Source organism: Streptococcus parasanguinis ATCC 15912 (assembly GCF_000164675.2).
Taxonomy (GTDB): Bacteria; Bacillota; Bacilli; order Lactobacillales; family Streptococcaceae; genus Streptococcus; species Streptococcus parasanguinis.
Genome location: NC_015678.1, coordinates 933,640 through 953,711, shown reverse-complemented (window position 1 = coordinate 953,711; position 20,072 = coordinate 933,640). Strand labels below are relative to the sequence as shown.

Annotated in this window: 14 protein-coding genes; 10 read left to right on the top strand and 4 right to left on the bottom strand. The window is 41.6% G+C overall.

The features are described 5' to 3' along the window. The first annotated feature begins 10 nt into the window (after nucleotides 1-10). Together HMPREF0833_RS04535 and tehB are read left to right on the top strand one after the other, a co-directional pair. Entirely contained in the window at nucleotides 11-1,744 is a 1,734-nt protein-coding gene (locus HMPREF0833_RS04535; RefSeq protein ID WP_013903924.1) for a C69 family dipeptidase, read from the top strand. Nucleotides 1,745-1,863: 119 nt separating this feature from the next. Then, complete coding sequence (gene tehB, locus HMPREF0833_RS04530; RefSeq protein WP_041818330.1) at nucleotides 1,864-2,724, top strand: SAM-dependent methyltransferase TehB; 861 nt, start codon at nucleotides 1,864-1,866, stop codon at nucleotides 2,722-2,724. A 155-nt stretch (nucleotides 2,725-2,879) separates the two neighbouring features. Here tehB and HMPREF0833_RS04525 read toward each other — a convergent pair whose 3' ends face one another. Further along, nucleotides 2,880-3,422 (bottom strand): TetR/AcrR family transcriptional regulator, encoded by a 543-nt coding sequence (locus HMPREF0833_RS04525; RefSeq protein ID WP_003014599.1) that lies wholly within the window; start codon nucleotides 3,420-3,422, stop codon nucleotides 2,880-2,882. 343 nt (nucleotides 3,423-3,765) lie between these two features. Then, a complete protein-coding gene (locus HMPREF0833_RS04520; RefSeq protein WP_041818328.1) occupies nucleotides 3,766-5,112 on the bottom strand; it encodes an Nramp family divalent metal transporter in 1,347 nt (448 codons plus the stop codon). A 169-nt stretch (nucleotides 5,113-5,281) separates the two neighbouring features. Here HMPREF0833_RS04520 and HMPREF0833_RS04515 point away from each other — a divergent pair, with 169 nt between their 5' ends. The 4 genes from HMPREF0833_RS04515 (at nucleotide 5,282) to HMPREF0833_RS04500 (ending at nucleotide 10,290) form a co-directional block, all read left to right on the top strand. Continuing rightward, nucleotides 5,282-5,983, top strand: coding sequence for an ABC transporter ATP-binding protein (locus HMPREF0833_RS04515; protein ID WP_013903920.1), 702 nt, complete (start codon nucleotides 5,282-5,284; stop codon nucleotides 5,981-5,983). Between the two features lie 13 nt (nucleotides 5,984-5,996). Next, entirely contained in the window at nucleotides 5,997-8,720 is a 2,724-nt protein-coding gene (locus HMPREF0833_RS04510; RefSeq protein WP_013903919.1) for an ABC transporter permease, read from the top strand. 165 nt (nucleotides 8,721-8,885) lie between these two features. Next, the gene (locus tag HMPREF0833_RS04505; protein ID WP_013903918.1) at nucleotides 8,886-9,728 is read left to right on the top strand and encodes a metallophosphoesterase family protein; all 843 of its coding nucleotides are present in this window, start codon (nucleotides 8,886-8,888) and stop codon (nucleotides 9,726-9,728) included. Between the two features lie 112 nt (nucleotides 9,729-9,840). Then, a complete protein-coding gene (locus tag HMPREF0833_RS04500; protein ID WP_013903917.1) occupies nucleotides 9,841-10,290 on the top strand; it encodes an Rrf2 family transcriptional regulator in 450 nt (149 codons plus the stop codon). Between the two features lie 247 nt (nucleotides 10,291-10,537). Here HMPREF0833_RS04500 and HMPREF0833_RS04495 read toward each other — a convergent pair whose 3' ends face one another. Continuing rightward, nucleotides 10,538-12,298: an LPXTG cell wall anchor domain-containing protein gene (locus HMPREF0833_RS04495; protein ID WP_041818327.1), complete on the bottom strand. Its 1,761-nt coding sequence runs from the start codon at nucleotides 12,296-12,298 to the stop codon at nucleotides 10,538-10,540. Between the two features lie 650 nt (nucleotides 12,299-12,948). After that, nucleotides 12,949-14,031 (bottom strand): M24 family metallopeptidase, encoded by a 1,083-nt coding sequence (locus tag HMPREF0833_RS04490; protein ID WP_013903914.1) that lies wholly within the window; start codon nucleotides 14,029-14,031, stop codon nucleotides 12,949-12,951. A gap of 160 nt (nucleotides 14,032-14,191) precedes the next feature. Between HMPREF0833_RS04490 and ccpA the strand changes: the two genes are divergently transcribed. From ccpA to thrS, 4 genes are all read left to right on the top strand, one after another. Next, the gene (gene ccpA, locus HMPREF0833_RS04485) at nucleotides 14,192-15,196 is read left to right on the top strand and encodes a catabolite control protein A (RefSeq protein WP_041818325.1); all 1,005 of its coding nucleotides are present in this window, start codon (nucleotides 14,192-14,194) and stop codon (nucleotides 15,194-15,196) included. A gap of 141 nt (nucleotides 15,197-15,337) precedes the next feature. Continuing rightward, complete coding sequence (locus tag HMPREF0833_RS04480; RefSeq protein ID WP_013903912.1) at nucleotides 15,338-16,336, top strand: glycosyltransferase family 4 protein; 999 nt, start codon at nucleotides 15,338-15,340, stop codon at nucleotides 16,334-16,336. A gap of 1 nt (nucleotide 16,337) precedes the next feature. Next, entirely contained in the window at nucleotides 16,338-17,660 is a 1,323-nt protein-coding gene (locus HMPREF0833_RS04475; RefSeq protein WP_013903911.1) for a glycosyltransferase family 4 protein, read from the top strand. A 353-nt stretch (nucleotides 17,661-18,013) separates the two neighbouring features. Further along, nucleotides 18,014-19,957 carry a threonine--tRNA ligase gene (gene thrS, locus HMPREF0833_RS04470; protein WP_013903910.1) on the top strand — a complete coding sequence of 648 codons (1,944 nt, stop codon included), beginning with the start codon at nucleotides 18,014-18,016 and terminating at the stop codon, nucleotides 19,955-19,957. The last annotated feature ends 115 nt before the right edge of the window (nucleotides 19,958-20,072 follow it).

The window sequence follows — 20,072 nt, the reverse complement described above, 5'->3', positions numbered from 1 at the left end:
GAGAAAGACTATGAAGAAAATCCTATTCAAACTACTGTTTGGGCTGATGGTGATCGCCCTATTGCCAGTGCAGGTCGCACAAGCCTGTTCTGCCTTCATTGTGGGAAAGGACTTAACCACGGATGGCTCCATGCTTTATGGTCGTACAGAGGATTATCCCTATGCACCAGATGGCGGGCGCCACAATCAAAACTTTGTTGTAGTTCCAGCTAAGGACTATAAGGAAGGGGATAAGATCGAAGATGAATCCAATGGCTTTACCTATCCACATTTAAGTCATGAAATGAAGTATACAGCGACTTATGATGCAGCGCGTGGTGATGGTAGCAACGGAAACTTCGGAGCTCACGGTTTTAATGAAGTGGGCGTGTCGATGACAGCGACAGTATCAGCGACTCCTCATGACAAGATATTGAAAGCTGACCCTTTGGTCAAAGATGGCCTACCAGAAGCTTCCATGATCGACTTGGTCTTGCCTCGTGCCAAAACTGCTCGAGAAGGAATTGAAATTGTTGCCAAGACTTTGGATGAAAAAGTTTCTGCCGAAGGGAATATTATCGTCGTAGCAGATAAAAATGAATTATGGTACATGGAAATCCTCTCAGGTCACCAATATGTAGCCATTAAATTCCCCCAAGACCGCTATGCTATTTTTGCCAATACCTACTATCTAGGACATGTGGATCTCAATGACAAGGACAATGTCATTGCTTCAAAAGATGTAGAAGCAGTAGCTAAAAAGGCAGATCACTACAAGACGGATAAGGATGGCAAGTTCCATATTGCGGATTCTTATGGTCCGGATGAATACACGGAACGCAACCGCTCACGGACCTATGCAGGGATTACCCTGATGGATCCAAAAGCGGATATCAAATATGATGATCAACACTTTGATCTCCTTCGTAAACCAACAGATCCTTCTAAAAAGTATAGTCTAGAAGATGTTTTCGCAGAACAACGGAACCGTTTCGAACACCTCAAACAATTTACAGCAGATGACTTGGCTGAACCAGGTAAAAAAGTCGATACCAAGAAATACAAGTATGCTTTAGGAAATGAAAATGTTATTGATGCCCATGTCTATCAAATCAAGAAAGACTTGCCAAGTCCATTTGGTGGAATCGTTTGGTTAGGTCTTGCCCAAAGCCGCAATACTCCATATGTTCCATTCTATGGTTTGGTCAATGACACCTACGGTGCCTTTAAAGTTCGTTCTGCCAAGTATGATCCAACTTCATGGTATTGGGCTGTTTGGCATATTGACCAAATGGTCATGAAATATCCGGACCTCTTTGGTACCAGTATCCAAGATAAATGGAAAGAAATGGAAGCCGGCTGGATCAAGGAACAAGCTGCTTTGGATCAAAAATATAGTGGCCTCACAGATGAGCAAGCCAAAGCCCTTCAAGGTGAAGTCACCAAGGAATCCATGGACCGTGCAGATGTAATCTTCAAACAAATCAAGGCTACTGAAAAGGAAATGGAAGATAAGATCCGTGAAGAAAAGGGCTTGGAAGCTGACTTTGTCTATGATGGCTATAATAAAGCGAACTTAATGGCTGCTGCTGAAAAAGATTCTTCTGATAAAAAGCCAGAAACTTGTCAGGAAGCTCTCGGAGACACCTCTAAAAATGCTAGTAAAACTCAAGATTCAAGTGTGGTCTTCTCAGTACTTCTTGGAGTATTGGCTGTTTGTGGATTTAGTTTAGCTGGATTCTTTTATAAAAAATCAAAAAAATAAAGAGGATGATGAGATCCTAACAAGGAGGTTCCGCTAGAAAGCGGAGCCTCTTTTTCCAACTTGTAAAAAGGGTCTTTTTTATGTATGATAAGGGTACTGAAAGAAAAAGGAGAAGCAGCATGACACAAAAATTGATCGCTTACAAGCGCATGCCTATCTGGACCAAGGATACCATGCCAGAAGCTCTTCAAAGAAAGCACAATACCAAGGTAGGAACCTGGGGGAAGATTAGAGTTTTAAAAGGTCAGTTACGATTTATTGAGTTGACCGAAGAGGGGGAAGAAATCGCGAGCCACCTCTTTGAAGCAGGAGCAGAAAACCCCATGGCCGAGCCCCAGGCCTGGCACCGTGTGGAAGCAGCGACTGACGATGTGGAGTGGTACCTAGAATTTTACTGTGAGCCAAAAGACTATTTCCCAAAAAAATACAACACCAATCCTGTCCATTCAGAAGTGCTAGAAGCAGTGGGAATGGTCCCAGCTGGAAAGGCACTGGATCTAGGATGCGGGCAAGGACGCAACGCCCTCTTTTTGGCCCAACATGGCTTTGACGTAACAGCTGTGGATCAAAATGAACTGGCTCTTGAGATCTTACAAAGTATTGTCGCTGAGGAAGATCTAGAGATGCCAGTGGGCCTTTATGATATCAATGCTGCAGCTCTTACCCAAAACTATGACTTCATCGTGTCAACTGTGGTCCTCATGTTTTTAGAGGCTGATCGAATCCCGGCGATCATCCGCAATATGCAAGAGCATACCAATCCAGGGGGCTACAATCTCATTGTTTGTGCCATGGATACAGAAGATTATCCCTGCCAAATGCCCTTCTCGTTCACTTTTAAAGAAGGAGAATTAGCGGAGTATTACAAGGATTGGGAATTGGTCAAATACAATGAAAATCCTGGCCACCTCCATCGTCGAGATGAGAATGGCAATCGGATTCAACTCCGATTTGCGACTATGTTGGCAAAGAAAAAATAAGAAATTAGGAGCTGGATAAAGAGTTTGAAAGAAAAATTATCCAGTTTTTTTCTGTAAACGAAAAACCTTCCCGCCATTATGAACTGTGACTCAAAAGTTAGATACAATAACTCTAACTTTTGGGGTCAGTACATGATGGGGAAGGTTCAGGAGACTTAGTTCCAGCTCGTGAAATCAGAAATGCTGAGAATAATAGTTGCGATTTCAATTGGATCTTCTTTTGCACCCGATTCTAGCCAGGTCACAATAACAGATTCAATCGTAGCTATGAAAATTTCTAGACCATACTTGTAAGGAACCTGGAAATCTGCAATGATGTGCTCCTTAGCATTAGGGGTATCATCTAATGCATGAAGTGTAAAGCCTCTAACAAATTTACGGAAGTCCAAGTAACTAGATTGTGAAAGAGCATAGATAAAATCGTAATTTTCTTTAATCCTTGTCAAAACATTGAGAAAATTAACTTTTACTGGGCTTCCTTCAACAAAAAGACTATCCAATTCTTGCACTAATTCTGTTTTCATTTGTTCAAACATATCGTATTTGTCGACATAGTGCAAGTAGAAGGTACCTCGATTAATCCCAGCTTTTTCTGTCAATTCACGAATAGTGATGCTTTCAAAATTTTGCTGTAATAGTAGCTGTGAAAGTGCATTTCTTAAGTCAATCTTTGTTGTTGTTTGTCTTTGTCTTGCCATAAGATTCCTTCTATTTCGATTTGAACATATTAACATTAATTTGTTGAGTAAAATATTTTACTATTTAAATAACTTTACCTAACCAACAATAAGCATTATACTCTAAAAAAAAAAAAATGGACAACTCAATCGATTTTTCTAAAAATAAAAAATGGCTTCAATTTTCACAAAGTTAAGAAAGACGGGCGATGAGAGCAATAGCAGTTTTTTTCATAAAAAATGGATATTTAAAAATATTCCCTCTTTAAAATTTAATCAGGAAATTTTGGGGAAAATAGTGGGTTGATGGAAATCATAAGCAAGATTTTAAAAGAAAACCAGCACGAAAAAAGTGCTGGTTTCTTTATTTGATAAAAGTTGTCACAATCAAATTGAAATTTAAGATAGTTAAGATTATGGCAACGAGGTAGCCTAAGAAAGTATTCCACTTCGCATTGACATGCTCTCCCATGATTCCTTTGTTGGAAGTAAAATAAACCAAAGGGAAGATAGAAAAAGGAAGAGCCGCTGATAGGAAGACTTGAGAATAAACCAGAAGGTCATCGAGGACATGTTCTTGGTCACCGAATAAAATTGCAACGACGATGACAGGAAGAAGGGCAATGATCCGAGTCATGAGACGAACGACCCATTGTGGTAAGCGGAATCGTAAGAAACCTTCCATAACGATTTGACCGGTTAAGGTCCCAGTAATGGTTGAATTTTGACCACTGGCTAACAATGCGATGGCAAAGAGGGTGGATAAGAAGGGACTAGCGATAGCACCGGCAATATGGTTGTCCTTGAGGGCATTGTACATGCTAGAGAAAGCACCGATTTTATCTCCATGACCAAAGAAGAGGGCCGCTCCAAGAATCAAGAGGAGGGAGTTGACAACGAAAGCCAAACTCAATTCAATATTTGAATCCCAGGTCATAAAGCGCACTGCCCGTTTGATATCTGCTGGATCCTTGTAATCGACTTTTCGCGTTTGCGAAATGGAAGAGTGGAGATAGAGGTTGTGAGGCATTACTGTTGCACCAATGATTCCAAGTGCCAAGGTTAAGGCTTCATTTCCTTTTGGAAGACCGATTCCCAACACTTCTTTTTTAGGGAGGAAGCCAGCGAAGATTCCTCCGATATCTGGTTTCGATAGGAAAACTAGATAGCCGAAAATTGCTAGGATCGTGAGGATCAAGGTTGAAACGATGGCCTCGATCTTTCGAAATCCTAGATGCATGAGCCCCAGTAATAGGAAGACATCAAAGATAGTAATCAGAATGGAAAAGAGCAGAGGCCAACCAAAGAGGAGGTGAAGGGCAATCCCTGAGCCGATGACTTCCGCTAAATCTGTCGCCATCAAGGCAAGCTCAATCACAATCCAAAGGGTATAGCGAAGCCATTTTGGCAAATGATGGGCGGTTGTTTGGGCCAGATCCTTACGGTGGACAATCCCTAGTTTACCAGCCATTTGTTGCAACTGCATGGCGATTAAAGACGAGAGAAGAACCACTGATAAGAGGAGGTAACGGTATTGGGCCCCCCCGACGACACTAGTAATCCAGTTTCCCGGATCCATATAGCCGACAGCTACTAGACTTCCTGGTCCTGAAAAGAGTAGAAGGGTCTTCCAAAAAGGGATCCCTTTTGGCACGTCAATAGATTGGTTGATTTCTTGAAGTGATTTCCTTTCAAACTGTTGTAAACTCACAATGAGCCTTCTTTCTAAGAATAAATCAAATTTGTCTCTAATTATAGCATAAAATTTATAATAGTTCATGATAATTTGGGATTACCCTGTTTTCTACTACCTCGATTCCATTGTAATCTATCGAAAAAGGATTATAATATAGATAGGAAGTAGAGGGAGGAAAGAGAAAATGCCCTACATCGAAATGCAGCATTGTTACAAGCGCTATACGAGTGGAGAGACAGAGATTTTCGCTAACCGGGATGTTTCCTTTGAGATAGAAAAAGGCGAGTTGGTTATTATTTTAGGGGCTTCAGGAGCTGGAAAATCAACGGTTCTCAATATCTTAGGAGGGATGGACACCAATGACGAGGGTCAGGTTCTGATTGATGGGGTGGATATTGCAAAGCTCAATGCCCATCAACGAACCAATTATCGACGAGATGATGTTGGTTTTGTCTTTCAATTTTATAATTTGGTCCCTAATTTGACAGCTAAGGAGAATGTTGAGTTGGCTTCAGAAATTGTTTCTGACGCTCTAGATCCGGAAGCTGTTTTGAAAGAAGTAGGACTTGGCAATCGTCTTGATAATTTTCCTGCCCAATTGTCAGGCGGGGAACAACAACGGGTGGCGATCGCTCGGGCAGTGGCGAAAAATCCAAAAATCCTCCTTTGTGATGAGCCGACGGGAGCCTTGGATTACCAGACGGGTAAGCAAGTATTGGGGATTTTACAGGATATGTCTCGAAAAAAAGGAGCGACGGTCATCATCGTAACCCATAATGCTGCTCTAGCTCCTATTGCAGACCGTGTGATTCGCATGCATGATGCCAAGGTCAAGTCGGTAGAAATCAATGAGCTTCCTCAAGATATTGCTACACTAGAGTATTAGAAGAGGTGGTAGCATGAAACGAAAAGTCTATTGGAAGGATTTATTTGCTTCTTTTACACATTCAAAAGGACGCTTTCTCTCCATCTTAACCTTGATGTTGTTGGGAAGCTTGGCCTTGGTAGGCCTAAAGGTGACTACTCCAAATATGCACCGAACGGCTAACCAGTTTATTCAGCAACAAAAGATGCTAGATCTTGCTGTTATGGGGGACTTGGGATTAGACCAGGTAGACCAAGAGGAGTTTTTAAGAGTCAAAGGGGCGCGTGTCGAATTTGGTTCACTGCTGGATTTGACAGTGAAAGGGACAGGAGAGGCAATTCGACTTTTTTCTGCCCCAAAAAGCCTTTCTTCTTTTCGTGTGACCAAGGGGCGCCTGCCCAAAAAAGAAGGGGAACTGGCCCTAGCAAGTTTTTGGGAGGATCGCTATCAGATAGGGGATACCCTCACACTTGAAGAAAAGTCTGGAACGAGCTCTAGTTTAAAGCGAAATCAATTCACCATTGTTGGCTTTGTACAATCCTCTGAGATGTGGTCTCAAAAGAATTTAGGCACTGCCATGAGTGGCAGTGGGAATCTGGATGCCTATGCTCTGGTTTCAAAAGAAGTCTTCACCACCAAACTTCCCGCGATGGCGCGGATCCAGTTTGATGATCTGAAGTCTTTAGATTCTTTTTCGCAAGTCTACCAAAAACGGCTCGAAGCTCATCAAGAAGAGTTAGAAAAACTTTTGAAAGATAATGGAAAGGCTCGCTATCAAAGACTCAAGCAGGAGGCGGATGGCCAGATTCAAAAAGGCCAGAAAGAACTCAGTCGTGCCAAGGAAACACTCCAGTCAGCCAAGAATCAGATCGATCAGGCTCAAAAGCAATTAGACTTGCAGGAGGCGCAGTTCAAGAAATTAGCTTCCTTTCTGCCAGCTAAAGAGCAAGTAGCCAGTCAAGAAAAGCTCCATCAAGCCAAAGAACAACTGGATCAGAAAAAGAAGGACTGGGCTACAGGTGAATCGGAGCTCGGAAAAAAAGAGGAGGAGATGAAAAAAGCCCAAAGGGAGCGAGATCAGCTGGAAATCCCAACTTATCATGTCTATGACCGCAAGACCATGCCAGGTGGACAAGGTTACTTGATGTATAGCAATGCCAGTAGTAGTATCTCTGCTGTTGGAAATATTTTTCCGGTCGTTCTTTATCTGGTAGCAGCCATGGTGACCTTTACCACGATGACCCGCTTTGTCGATGAAGAGCGAACCAATGCAGGTATTTTTAAGGCGCTGGGCTATCGTACCAGGGACATCATTCTCAAATTTGTTCTCTATGGATTCTTTGCAGGGACGATCGGTACCCTTCTAGGAACCTTGCTGGGCCATTATTTCCTATCGGGGATCATTTCCAACATTATCACGCAAGGGATGGTGATTGGAGAGAGCAGAGAGTATTTTTATGGGGATATGACTCTGATTGCGCTCGGACTATCTTTCATCGCGAGTGTGCTTCCGGCTTACTGGGTTTCTCGCAAGGAATTAAAAGAAGAAGCCAATCTTTTATTGCTTCCTAAACCACCGGTATCCGGTTCGAAGATTTTCCTGGAGCGTCTCCATTTTATTTGGAAGCGTCTGAGTTTCACCCACAAGGTCACTGCTCGTAATCTCTTTCGTTACAAACAACGGATGCTGATGACCATTTTTGGAGTGGCAGGTTCTGTTGCTCTCCTCTTTGCAGGGCTAGGAATTCAATCTTCTGTAAGAGGTGTTTCCAAACGCCAATTTCAAGAGATCCTATCTTATGAGTTGATTGTAGCCCAAAAAACCAATTCATCAAGCCAAGAAAGCAAGGAACTAACCAATCGTCTGGAAAAATCAGATATCAAGGATTATCGACCGATCTATAGTAAGGTCATTGAAGCATCTTTAAAGGGTGGACGCGACAAGCAGACCATTACGATGATGGTAACGGACCGTACAGATTTTGCTCCCTTTGTAAGCTTGCGTTCTATCAAGCAAGGAGAGTCCTTGTCTCTCAAGAAAGGGGTCATCATCAGTAGTAAGCTAGCGCAATTAGCCCGGGTTACAGTCGGTGATCGACTGACCTTAGATGGCCACTCTTTTAAGGTAGCAGGGATCACTGAAAATTATGTCGGCCATTTTGTCTATATGGATCAGGCAAGTTACCAAAAAATCTACGGAAAGCGGACTTCAGCAAATAGCTATTTGGTGCAGTTGAGAAATCCTTCTACACGAAAAGTGCAAACTGTCAGTCGAGACATGATGGCACTTGCAGCTGTGAAGGCGGTTAGTCAAAATGCTTCGATGATTTCCCTCTTTAACTCAGTTGCCAAATCTTTGGATACCACTATGATGATTCTAGTAGTCGTATCGATCTTGCTAGCCATTGTAATCTTGTATAATTTAACCAATATCAATGTGGCAGAGCGGATCCGGGAATTATCGACCATTAAGGTCTTAGGATTCCATAATAAGGAAGTGACGCTCTATATTTACCGTGAAACCATCTTATTGTCTATCATAGGGATCCTCATGGGATTAGGAGGTGGCTATTATCTTCATCAATTCCTCATTGCCATGATTGCACCAGATGCTATTCTCTTTTACCCTAAAGTGGGACTTGGCGTTTTCCTCTTCCCTGTCGGAGGAATGATCCTTCTCTTGATCCTGTTAGGAATTTATGTTGACCATTATCTCCGAAAAATAGACATGCTCGAAGCCCTCAAATCAGTAGACTAAGATACAAAGCCGTTAAGCAACTCTTTGGAAAAAGATAAATCCAACGACGAAGCTTCCGCTTCTAGCCTGAGTTTTCATTTCTGGTAGCATGGAATGTTCATAAAACTTTCACCTTAGGGTGGAAGTTTTTCTTCTCTTTGTTATAATGGAGAGAAGGAGAAGATCATGACTAAAATTGCTTTACTTTCAGATATTCATGGAAATACGACAGCATTGGAAGCTGTCCTAGAGGATAGTCGAAAAGCCAAGGTGGATGAATATTGGCTCTTAGGAGATAGTTTGATGCCAGGAACAGGGAGACGGGCCCTCTTGGAGCTGTTAGAGGAGTTACCTATTACGGTCAAAGTCCTTGGAAACTGGGAAGATAGTCTTTGGCGGGCTATGAGAGGGATGTTGGATGAGACCAGATCCAGTCATCGCTACCTCATGCGCCAGTGTCAATATATTCTGGAAGAAATCACACCCCAGGAAATTGAAGTCATGCAGGAAATGCCCATGCAGGTCCATAGAGAAATCGCAGGTTTAAAGATCGGTATTACCCACCACTTACCCGATAAGAATTGGGGTCGCGAATTGATTCACATTGGTGAGCAGAAGGATTTTGACCGCTTGGTGACAAACCCGTCTTGTGATATTGCAGTCTACGGACACATTCACCAGCAGTTTTTCCGTTACGGGACAGGCGGAGAACTGATCATCAATCCTGGCTCGATCGGTCAGCCTTTCTTTCTGGAAAAGAATCTTCGCAAGGACCTTCGGGCCATGTATGCTATTCTTGAATTTGATCAAATGGGGCTAAAAGATGTAGATTTTAGACGGGTGGATTATGATGTCCAAAAAGAACTGCAACTCGCAAAAGACCTCCATCTTCCTTATTACCAAGTGTATTATGAAAGTTTGGTCAATGGCATTCATCATACCCACAATCATGAGCTTCTTCATGAGATTGAGCAGAGAGAAGGTCATGATCGAGAAATCGATGCTTGGTTAGAGGACTTCTTTCAATAGTGTAACTGTTGACATTACAACTAAAAAGAGTATAATAGGATTAACGGAAGTCGTTCCTTGACGGTTGTTCAATAGACTCTACCTTCAAAAACGGGTAGAAAGGAGTGAAGTTATGCAAATTTCGAGTCGCTTTACCATTGGGACTCATGTCTTGATCATGATTGCTCTACAAGGAGAAAAAACAAAAGTAACCAGTGATTTTTTGGCAGGAAGTGTCGGCGTGAACCCTGTTATTATTCGAAAGACCTTGTCTCAGTTGAAGAAAGCAGGATTGATCCATGTAGCACGTGGGACAGGCGGAGCTGAGCTCGCAAAAGCAGCCGATAAGATCAGCCTGCTGGATATCTATCAAGCGGTAGAATGCTTAGGTTCGACAGGTCAATTATTTGGTTTTCATGACAATCCGAATCCAGCCTGCCCAATTGGCCACAATATCCACAATGTTTTAGATGGGAAGCTTGAGGACATTCAGATTGCTATGGAAAAAGAAATGTCCCAAACCACTTTAAAAGACGTCGTGGAAGATACGCAGAAAAGAATGAATCTCGAATCCGTTTCATAAGAAAAAGATCGAAGAAGTGTAACCTTCTTCGATCTTTTTTGCTGAGATCGGAACTTGAACCTCTATTAGTCTATAGCTTTTGCCCACTTTTTGGATAAGTGGTGAGAAAAACTAGAGAGAGCAAAGTTAAAGAGAAAATAGACTGCTACGATCAATAAGTAGAGAGTAAAGATTTTTCGAGGGTTCAAAATAACCTCTTATTAGAATTTGCCAGCTTCCAGACAGGTGAACGGCTTAGAATTTTCTATTATCTTTCACTCTTTCTTTTTTTGATGAGGGAGAATCCAAGGAAACCTGTTAAGGCACCCAAGAAGCTAAAGAATACATTGTTACTAGAATCTCCGGTTTTTGGCAATCCTACTTGCTCTAAATCCATTACTGATTTAGTAACAGAATTCTGAGATGGTTGAGGCTCTACAGTTCCTTCGTGAGAGAGCGGATTTTCTTTTTTGACTTCTTTTTGGCTTGGTTGAACTGGTTCAGGGACTATTGGTGAAACGGGTGTTGGAGTTGGTGTTACGGGAGTAACAGGATTAGAAGCTTCCTTCACATATTCATATACTACATGGAGCGTCCCCTCTTTCATAGGACCAATCTCTGGTGCGGATGAGGATGAAATCCCTACTAGAAGATATTTTTGTCCATTAAAAATAATATAGTCTGGGCGTTCGAGATTATTTTCTGTTGTGTTGTAGTTTTTAAGTCTACCATCCAATCCATAGATAGAAGTCATGGCAGTATCAGTATATGTAGGTTTGATGGATTGGTTGGATCCTTTGATCACATAGTCGATCAGAACGTTTCCTTGGTAAAAAGCAGATACGTCTTGATCAGCCATATCTTCTGTTTCAGATGCATAATACGTAACCGATGGATTATTCTTTAATGTAAATATTTCCACATAGTTAAAGAAAGTATTGGGATCAATATTGGTGTCATTTGGAATTTTGGTCCAGTCCCCATTATTAGGTGTAATGTAGGTATTTGGACTTGCAACGGACTTGATGAGATGACCATCCTGTACGTAACTTTCATCCACTAGGGTAGGATTGCCCAACCCACCATAACTTAGATTACCATCCTCATCAGCAAAATAAACCTGATTAGATTTATATTCTTCTAAACTCTGACAGCCTTCTTCATAACTGGCTATCCCACCTTCTTGGCTACATTTCCATGCAAAACGGGCATCAATCGGTAAGTATTTGATTTTCTTTGCCTCTTTTAATGGAAGTGTGATAGCTACACGAAAAGCAGTACTTTTAAGGGTTTTAGAGCTAATTCCATATAAATGAACGATTCCGTCTCCTGGATAAAGGTGTTCTCCAGGATAACCATTTTCATTTGCATCCATATTGACAATTGCCGGTTTTTTACCTGCTCTTAATTCTTCTGCAGTTGGAACAACTGAGGAATCTGAATTAAAGGTAGCAGTAGGATCAGTGTCAGAATCCGAAACAATTTCATCAGGAAGAATGACTTTCATTGGTACATTGACGGGAACAGGATTTTCATTGGCATCTCGTGTTCCAATCAGTGTGAAATCAACTTTAGCGCCTGGAATGTCTGGAATGCGGAGTCTGATATCGCGAACTGTTTGCCCACGATCACTAGAATGCATCCCTTTAAACGCAACTGTATAAGAATAGACAACACTTTCACCATCATCTGTTAAAGCTGCGGGCTGTCCCTCAATATTGACATATCCATCTTCGTTTACGATATTACTTTTTGGAGGAGTCACTGTACTCCTAGTAGTTTCCGAAGAGGTTGTAGCTGGAGTATAGTCTTCATCACTAGAGGGAACATTGTCCTCAGCGCTCGAAGAACCATTGTTCGTTACGATGGAATGTTCTCCCTGTGGAGCATTTGCTTGAGTTGTTGATAACTCTACTGTTACAGAAGTCTCTGAACTCCTATTTTCATCAGCTTTCACAATCGTATGAGTATAAGTATTTAATACAAATACGGAAATCGATGCGATACCTAATTTCGTTAATTTTTTCATATGATGAAGTCTCCTAAATGTAATCAAAATCTCCATTATAAAAATAGAAATTTGTTAAACTTTTCATCTGTATTATAAACTAAAATCGGTTGATTTACAATCAATTATTTATAGTATAATAGCTGTTTTTCCTGTACAAAAAGAAAAAAATTAGAAAGTGACTGAGCTATTCAATAAAAAAATTAAGTTGTGAATTCCGAAGCATCTTATTAAAGAAGAAGTAAGGAGGATATGGATGAATTTCTATGCAAGAAAAACTGACTAAGGCATCATTCATTCATAAAGAAGGGCTTAAAGATGTTCTATGGATGATTCATCGATTTTTCAGGAAATAGGAAGAACATATGATGGCAATGGAAGATTCTAGGGACGAGGTTCAAATAGGGTGTGCTTTTTTGCAGTTCATAGAGGTTATCTTATTTAAATAAGATAATTTTTTATTTCTAAGTTCTTTCAAAGAGGTTATATGACCTCTTTTGAAAGAAGGCTATAAGATTCACGTTTCAATAAAGTCTTATACTATCTTTTTTGATTATATTGAAAAGAGGCTAGGACTTTTGTCCCAGCCTCTTTTCTTAAATTATTTGTCTAATTTTTTTGGGTCAGTACACTTTAGTGACCTGATTTTTTTCTAGTTGATTGCAAAAGGATTAGTCAAAGTAAAGTAAGTCTTTGCTGGTTTCCGTGAAGAGTCCAAAACCGTCTTTTGTGACATACCCACAGTCTTCGATACGGACACCGACTTTACCTGGAATATAGATTCCTGGTTCGACTGAGAAGCACATTCCTTCTTCAAGCACCATGTCATTTCCTTCCATAATAGAAGGGAATTCATGCACGTCCATTCCGATACCGTGTCCGAGGCGGTGGTTGAAGTATTCACCATAACCAGCTTTTTCGATGACACTCCGAGCAGCACGGTCTACGTCATGTGCTGTTACACCTGGTTTGATCATGTCAATAGCTGCTTGTTGAGCTTCTAAAGTCAAGTGGTAGATTTCTTTTTTGAAATCATCAGGTTTTCCAACAGCAACGGTACGAGTCATATCAGACGCATAACCATTCACCATACAGCCAAGGTCAAAGAGCAAGAGAGCATCGTTTTCGACTTTGTTGCTTCCAGGAATTCCGTGTGGGTTAGCTGCATTATTTCCAGTCAAGACCATGGTTTCAAAGCTCATTTCATAACCCAAGCGTTTGATACCAAAGTCGATTTCTGCTACGATATCAGTTTCTGTTTTATCCAGTGAAATGGCGTCGAATCCCATATTGACAGCCTTATCTGCATATTGACCAGCCACCAACATTTTTTGGATCTCATCAGCTGATTTGATCAAGCGCATCCGGTTAATCCGTGGTGTCAAGTTGTTAAATGTTGCTTTTTCAAAGACAGTGCGCAAGCCATTGTATTTTGTAAGGATCAAGTTATCATATTCAAGTGCAACGGTTTTGGCATCTGGTTTTGCGATAGCTCCTTTAATCTTTTCCCAAGGGTTTTCAGAATCTACATAGCCAACCACTTGGAAATCGACAACTGCAGTCGCCCGTTCCACTTCAAGGGCAGGAACGAAAAGAAGTGGTTCGTGGTCTGTGTAAACGAACAAAAAGAGTTGACGTTCGTGGGGATCACTGTAAAATCCAGTCAAGTAATTGATCGTGACAGGATCGGACACAACAGCGACATCTGTTTTTTCAGTTTCAAGAAAATCGACGATTTGATCTAATTTAGACATAATGCTACCTTCTTTCTATGGATCTATTTTGTCAAATTTTCCACAAAAAAGCAAGAGTTTACAAAATTTTGCCAAAATGCTTGAAAGTGTTTACAATAAGTGATAAAATAAGATTACTTAGAGAGTGAAAACGAAATTTTCAACAATGAAAGGAAATCTTATGAATACAGACGATACAGTAACGATTTATGATGTCGCCCGTGAAGCAGGGGTTTCAATGGCAACCGTTAGTCGTGTAGTAAATGGAAATAAAAATGTTAAAGAAAATACACGAAAAAAAGTTCTGGAAGTGATCGAACGTTTAGACTATCGTCCAAACGCCGTTGCACGTGGTCTTGCCAGCAAGAAAACAACAACAGTAGGTGTTGTTATTCCAAATATTACCAATAGTTATTTCTCTACATTGGCTAAAGGGATTGATGATATTGCAGAAATGTACAAGTACAACATTGTTCTTGCAAATAGCGATGAAGACGATGACAAAGAAGTTTCAGTGGTAAACAACCTCTTTTCAAAACAAGTGGATGGGATCATTTTCATGGGTTATCACTTGACTGAAAAAATTCGCTCAGAATTTTCACGCTCTCGGACACCAGTTGTCCTTGCTGGGACAGTGGATGTTGAACACCAATTACCAAGTGTCAATATCGACTACAAGCAAGCAACCGTTGATGCTGTTACACAGTTGGCAAAACACAACAAGAAAATTGCTTTTGTAAGCGGCCCATTGGTGGACGATATCAATGGAAAAATTCGTTTGTCAGGCTATAAGGAAGCTTTGAAAGCAAAAAAATTGAGCTATAGCGAAGGGCTTGTGTTTGAATCCAAGTACCGTTACGATGAAGGTTACAACTTGGCAGAACGAATCATTGCGTCAAAAGCAACAGCTGCTTTTGTGACAGGTGATGAATTGGCTGCAGGTCTCTTGAACGGCTTGTCTGATCACGGTATCAGAGTACCAGAAGATTTCGAAATTATTACCAGTGATGATTCACAAGTAACCCGATATACGCGTCCAAATCTATCAACAATTGGACAACCCTTGTATGACCTTGGTGCGATCAGTATGCGCATGTTGACTAAGATCATGCACAAAGAAGAGTTGGAAGAACGCGAAGTGTTGTTGTCTCATACGATCAACCAACGTGGAACGACCAAAAAATAAGGATTGGTAGACTAGAGTCTCGACATGGGAAGACGTGTCTACTAGTCTGGGAAGCCAGAACAGATAGGTTCTGGCTTCTTTTTTATACTACAAACAGGTAGAAACTTGCTGGGCACTCTTTATTTCGGTATAATAGGAGGTATGAAAGTTTTACTGTATTTAGAAGGAAAATCCGTATTACAAAAATCAGGAATTGGTCGAGCTTTGCAACATCAAATGCATGCGCTTGATTTGGCTGGGATTCCGTATACGACAGATATTTTAGGGGACTATGATGTGGTGCATATCAATACCTATGGCCCACGGAGTTTTCTTTTGCTCCATGCAGCAAAGCGTCGCGGAAAGAAAGTCATCATGCATGGCCATTCAACCCGTGAGGATTTTGAAAATTCCTTTATCGGGTCTAACTTTTTTGCGCCCTTGTTTGGGAAGTATTTGGCTCACATGTACCAAAAGGCAGACTATGTGATCACGCCATCTGAGTATTCCAAACACCTAATTCAGTCTTATGGGGTGACTACACCGATTATCGCGGTCTCCAATGGGATTGATTTGGAAAAATACAAGAAGGATCCGAAAAAAGAAGAAGTCTTTCGCAAGCATTTTAAAATCCAAGAAGGTCAAAAGGTTGTCATCTGTGCAGGGCTTTATTTTAAACGTAAAGGAATTGAAGATTTCGTAGAAGTGGCTCGTCGCATGCCGGATGTGCGCTTTATTTGGCTAGGTTCTATCAACAAATGGATCATTCCGCGTAAGATTCGTCGTATCGTGGAAAAGGATCATCCTAGTAATGTGGAATTCCCTGGCTACTTCAAGGGAGCGGTCTTCCAAGGGGCTATGACGGGTTCAGATGCTTTCTTCTTCCCATCTTATGAAGAAACAGAAGGAATCGTTGTTTTGGAAGCCTTGGCCAGTCTTCAGCACACGGTCTTGCGGGATATTCCAGTATACAATGGCTGGATTGACGAGACGTCATCTGAATTGTGCCACAATGTAGACGAATTTGTGGATTCCTTGAACAAGGTCTTGAACGGACAAGTAGACAAGCGGGAGGCCGGTTACAAGGTCGCTGAAAGTCGTTCGATCGACTTAGTGGCTCATCAACTGGTCGAAGCCTATCAAACAGTTTTGGAGATGTAAGATGCGTGTAGGATTATTTACAGATACCTATTTCCCGCAAGTTTCGGGAGTGGCGACCAGCATTCGGACGCTCAAAACAGAATTGGAAAAATTGGGTCACACGGTCTTTATCTTTACGACAACGGATAAAGATGTCAACCGCTATGAAGATTGGCAGATTATTCGGATTCCAAGTGTCCCTTTCTTCGCCTTTAAGGACCGCCGTGTCGCTTATCGTGGCTTCTCAAAGGCGCTTGCCATTGCCAAGCAATACCAGCTGGATATTATCCATACCCAGACTGAGTTTTCACTGGGCCTTTTGGGAGTGTGGATTGGACGTGAGTTGCGGATTCCAGTCATTCATACTTACCATACCCAGTATGAGGACTATGTCCGCTATATTGCAAGAGGTATGGTCATTCGCCCAAGTATGGTCAAATACATTGTGAGAAGTTATATGAATGATCTGGATGGAGTGATCTGTCCTAGTGAGATCGTCTATGACTTGCTCCAAAAATACAAGGTCAAGGCAGAAAAACGCATTATTCCGACAGGGATTGATTTGGCCAAGTTTGACCGGCCAGAAATTACTCCGACAGAGACAGCAGTCCTTCGTGAAAAATATGAAGTCGCAGAAGATGAAACGCTTTTATTGAGTCTGTCGCGGGTTTCTTATGAAAAGAATATTCAGGCTGTTATTGCGGCCCTTCCAGACGTCCTCAAGGTCAATCAAAAAGTTAAGTTGATCGTGGCTGGAGATGGTCCTTATTTGGATGATTTGAAAAAACAAGCGGCGAAACTGGGGATTTCAGATGTGGTTGTCTTTACAGGGATGATCCCACCAAATGAGACAGCTCTCTACTATAAGGCGGCTGACTTCTTTATTTCAGCTTCAACGAGTGAGACGCAAGGGTTGACCTATTTAGAGAGTATTGCAAGTGGTACCCCGATCATCGCTCATGGCAATCCTTATCTCGATCATGTGATTGATGATCCTATGTTTGGAAAGCTCTTTTATGAAGAGAGCGATCTGGCACAAGCGATTCTTGAAGCGATTGATGAGATGCCCGCAATCGATGAGACCAAGTGGGCAGAAAAGATTGATGATATTTCTGCAGCAACTTTTGGCCGTCGGGTCTACGAATTTTACCTGGATAAAATCATCTCGAAAGACTTTTCAAATGATTTGAATCCTGAGCAAAGTCGGGTTAAGCGGATGTCTAAGACCATTGTGAAAATCCCGACCAAGGTGATTGCTCTTCCGGTCAATGGATCTGTGAAGATGATGAAGGCTTCGGTCAAACAAGTGAAGAAAATCCGTAAAATCACGCATTTCTTTGATTGAAAACGAAACTTTTTCTTGCAAAATTTTTCAATCGTGCTATAATAACTGACAGAGACATATCAAATCTAGGAAATCTGATAGAGAGCGCGTGGGGCTGGAAATCGCGTAGAGGATAGGTTTGAGACTACTCGTGATTCTTTTATGCAAACATAAAACGGTGGCTACGTTAGAGCCAATCAGAGGTGTCCCTCTTTTTTGAGGAACATAAATGAAGGTGGAACCACGTTGCGACGTCCTTTCGAGGAGGTCGCTTTTTTGATTTCTTAATGAATAAATCTAAAGAAGAGACGATTCCAATGTTCAAAGATACCTCCCACCCATTTAGCTACTAAAAACTTTATAAGGAGAAAATCATGATTAAGATTACTTTCCCAGATGGCGCTGTTCGTGAATTCGAATCTGGCGTTACTACTTTTGAAATTGCCCAATCTATCAGCAATTCTTTGGCTAAAAAAGCCCTTGCTGGTAAATTCAACGGCAAATTGATTGACACAACTCGTGCCATCACTGAAGATGGAAATATTGAAATCGTGACACCTGATCACGAAGACGCTCTTCCAATCTTGCGTCACTCAGCGGCTCACTTGTTTGCCCAAGCAGCTCGTCGCCTCTTCCCAGATATCCACTTGGGTGTCGGTCCAGCGATCGAAGATGGTTTCTACTACGATACAGACAACCAAGCTGGTCAAATCTCTAACGAAGACCTTCCTCGTATTGAAGAAGAAATGAAGAAAATCGTCAAAGAAAACTTCCCATCTATTCGTGAAGAAGTGACCAAAGACCAAGCGCGTGAAATCTTCAAAAATGATCCATACAAATTAGAATTGATCGAAGAACACTCTGAAGACGAAGGTGGGTTGACTATCTACCGTCAAGGTGAATACATTGACCTTTGCCGTGGCCCACACGTCCCATCAACTGGTCGCATCCAAATCTTCCACCTTCTTAACGTTGCTGGTGCTTACTGGCGTGGTAATAGCGACAATGCGATGATGCAACGGATCTATGGTACCGCTTGGTTTGATAAGAAAGACTTGAAGAACTACCTTCAAATGCGTGAAGAAGCTAAGGAACGTGACCACCGTAAACTTGGGAAAGAATTGGATCTCTTCATGATTTCTCAAGAAGTTGGTCAAGGTCTTCCATTCTGGTTGCCAAATGGTGCGACCATCCGTCGTGAGTTGGAACGCTATATCGTTGATAAAGAAATAGCAGCAGGCTACCAACACGTCTACACTCCACCAATTGCTTCTGTAGAACTTTATAAAACTTCAGGTCACTGGGATCACTACCGTGAAGACATGTTCCCACCAATGGATATGGGAGATGGAGAAGAGTTTGTTCTTCGTCCAATGAACTGCCCTCACCACATTGAAGTCTACAAACATCATGTGCATTCTTACCGTGAATTGCCAATCCGTATCGCTGAAATAGGGATGATGCACCGTTATGAAAAATCTGGTGCTCTGACAGGTCTTCAACGTGTCCGTGAAATGTCTCTGAATGATGGTCATACCTTTGTGGCTCCAGAACAAATCGAGGAAGAATTCAAGAAGATCCTTCAATTGATCATCGATGTGTATGAAGACTTTAACTTGACGGATTATCGTTTCCGCTTGTCTTACCGTGATCCTGAAGACAAACACAAATACTTTGATAACGATGAGATGTGGGAAAATGCTCAACGCATGTTGAAAGCCGCTGTTGATGATATGGGTGTTGAGTACTATGAAGCAGAAGGGGAAGCTGCCTTCTACGGACCAAAATTGGATATCCAAGTGAAAACAGCTCTTGGTAAAGAAGAAACTCTTTCAACTATCCAATTGGACTTCTTGCTTCCAGAACGCTTTGATCTTCATTACATCGGAGCAGACGGGGAAGAACACCGTCCAGTCATGATCCACCGTGGGGTTATCTCAACGATGGAACGCTTTACTGCGATCTTGATTGAAAACTACAAGGGAGCTTTCCCAACCTGGCTTGCTCCTCACCAAGTAACCCTTATTCCAGTATCGAACGAAAAACACGTAGACTATGCTTGGGAAGTGGCTAAGCAACTTCGTGACCGCGGTGTTCGTGCCGATGTGGATGAACGCAATGAAAAAATGCAGTTCAAGATCCGTGCTTCTCAAACACAAAAGATTCCTTACCAATTGATCGTTGGGGACAAGGAAATGGAAGACAAGGCTGTAAACGTGCGTCGTTATGGCCAAAAAGAAACAGAAACCATGTCAGTGGATGCATTTGTAGAATTAATTCTTACAGATATTGCAAATAAATCCCGCGTTTCAAAATAATGCAAAAAGAAAAGATTGAGATGTAACGATCTCAGTCTTTTTGCTTTGTCTTATTGGAAAGCCCGGCAATTGAGACTCCACATTTCTTCATAAGTTTGATATAATAAGAAGATAG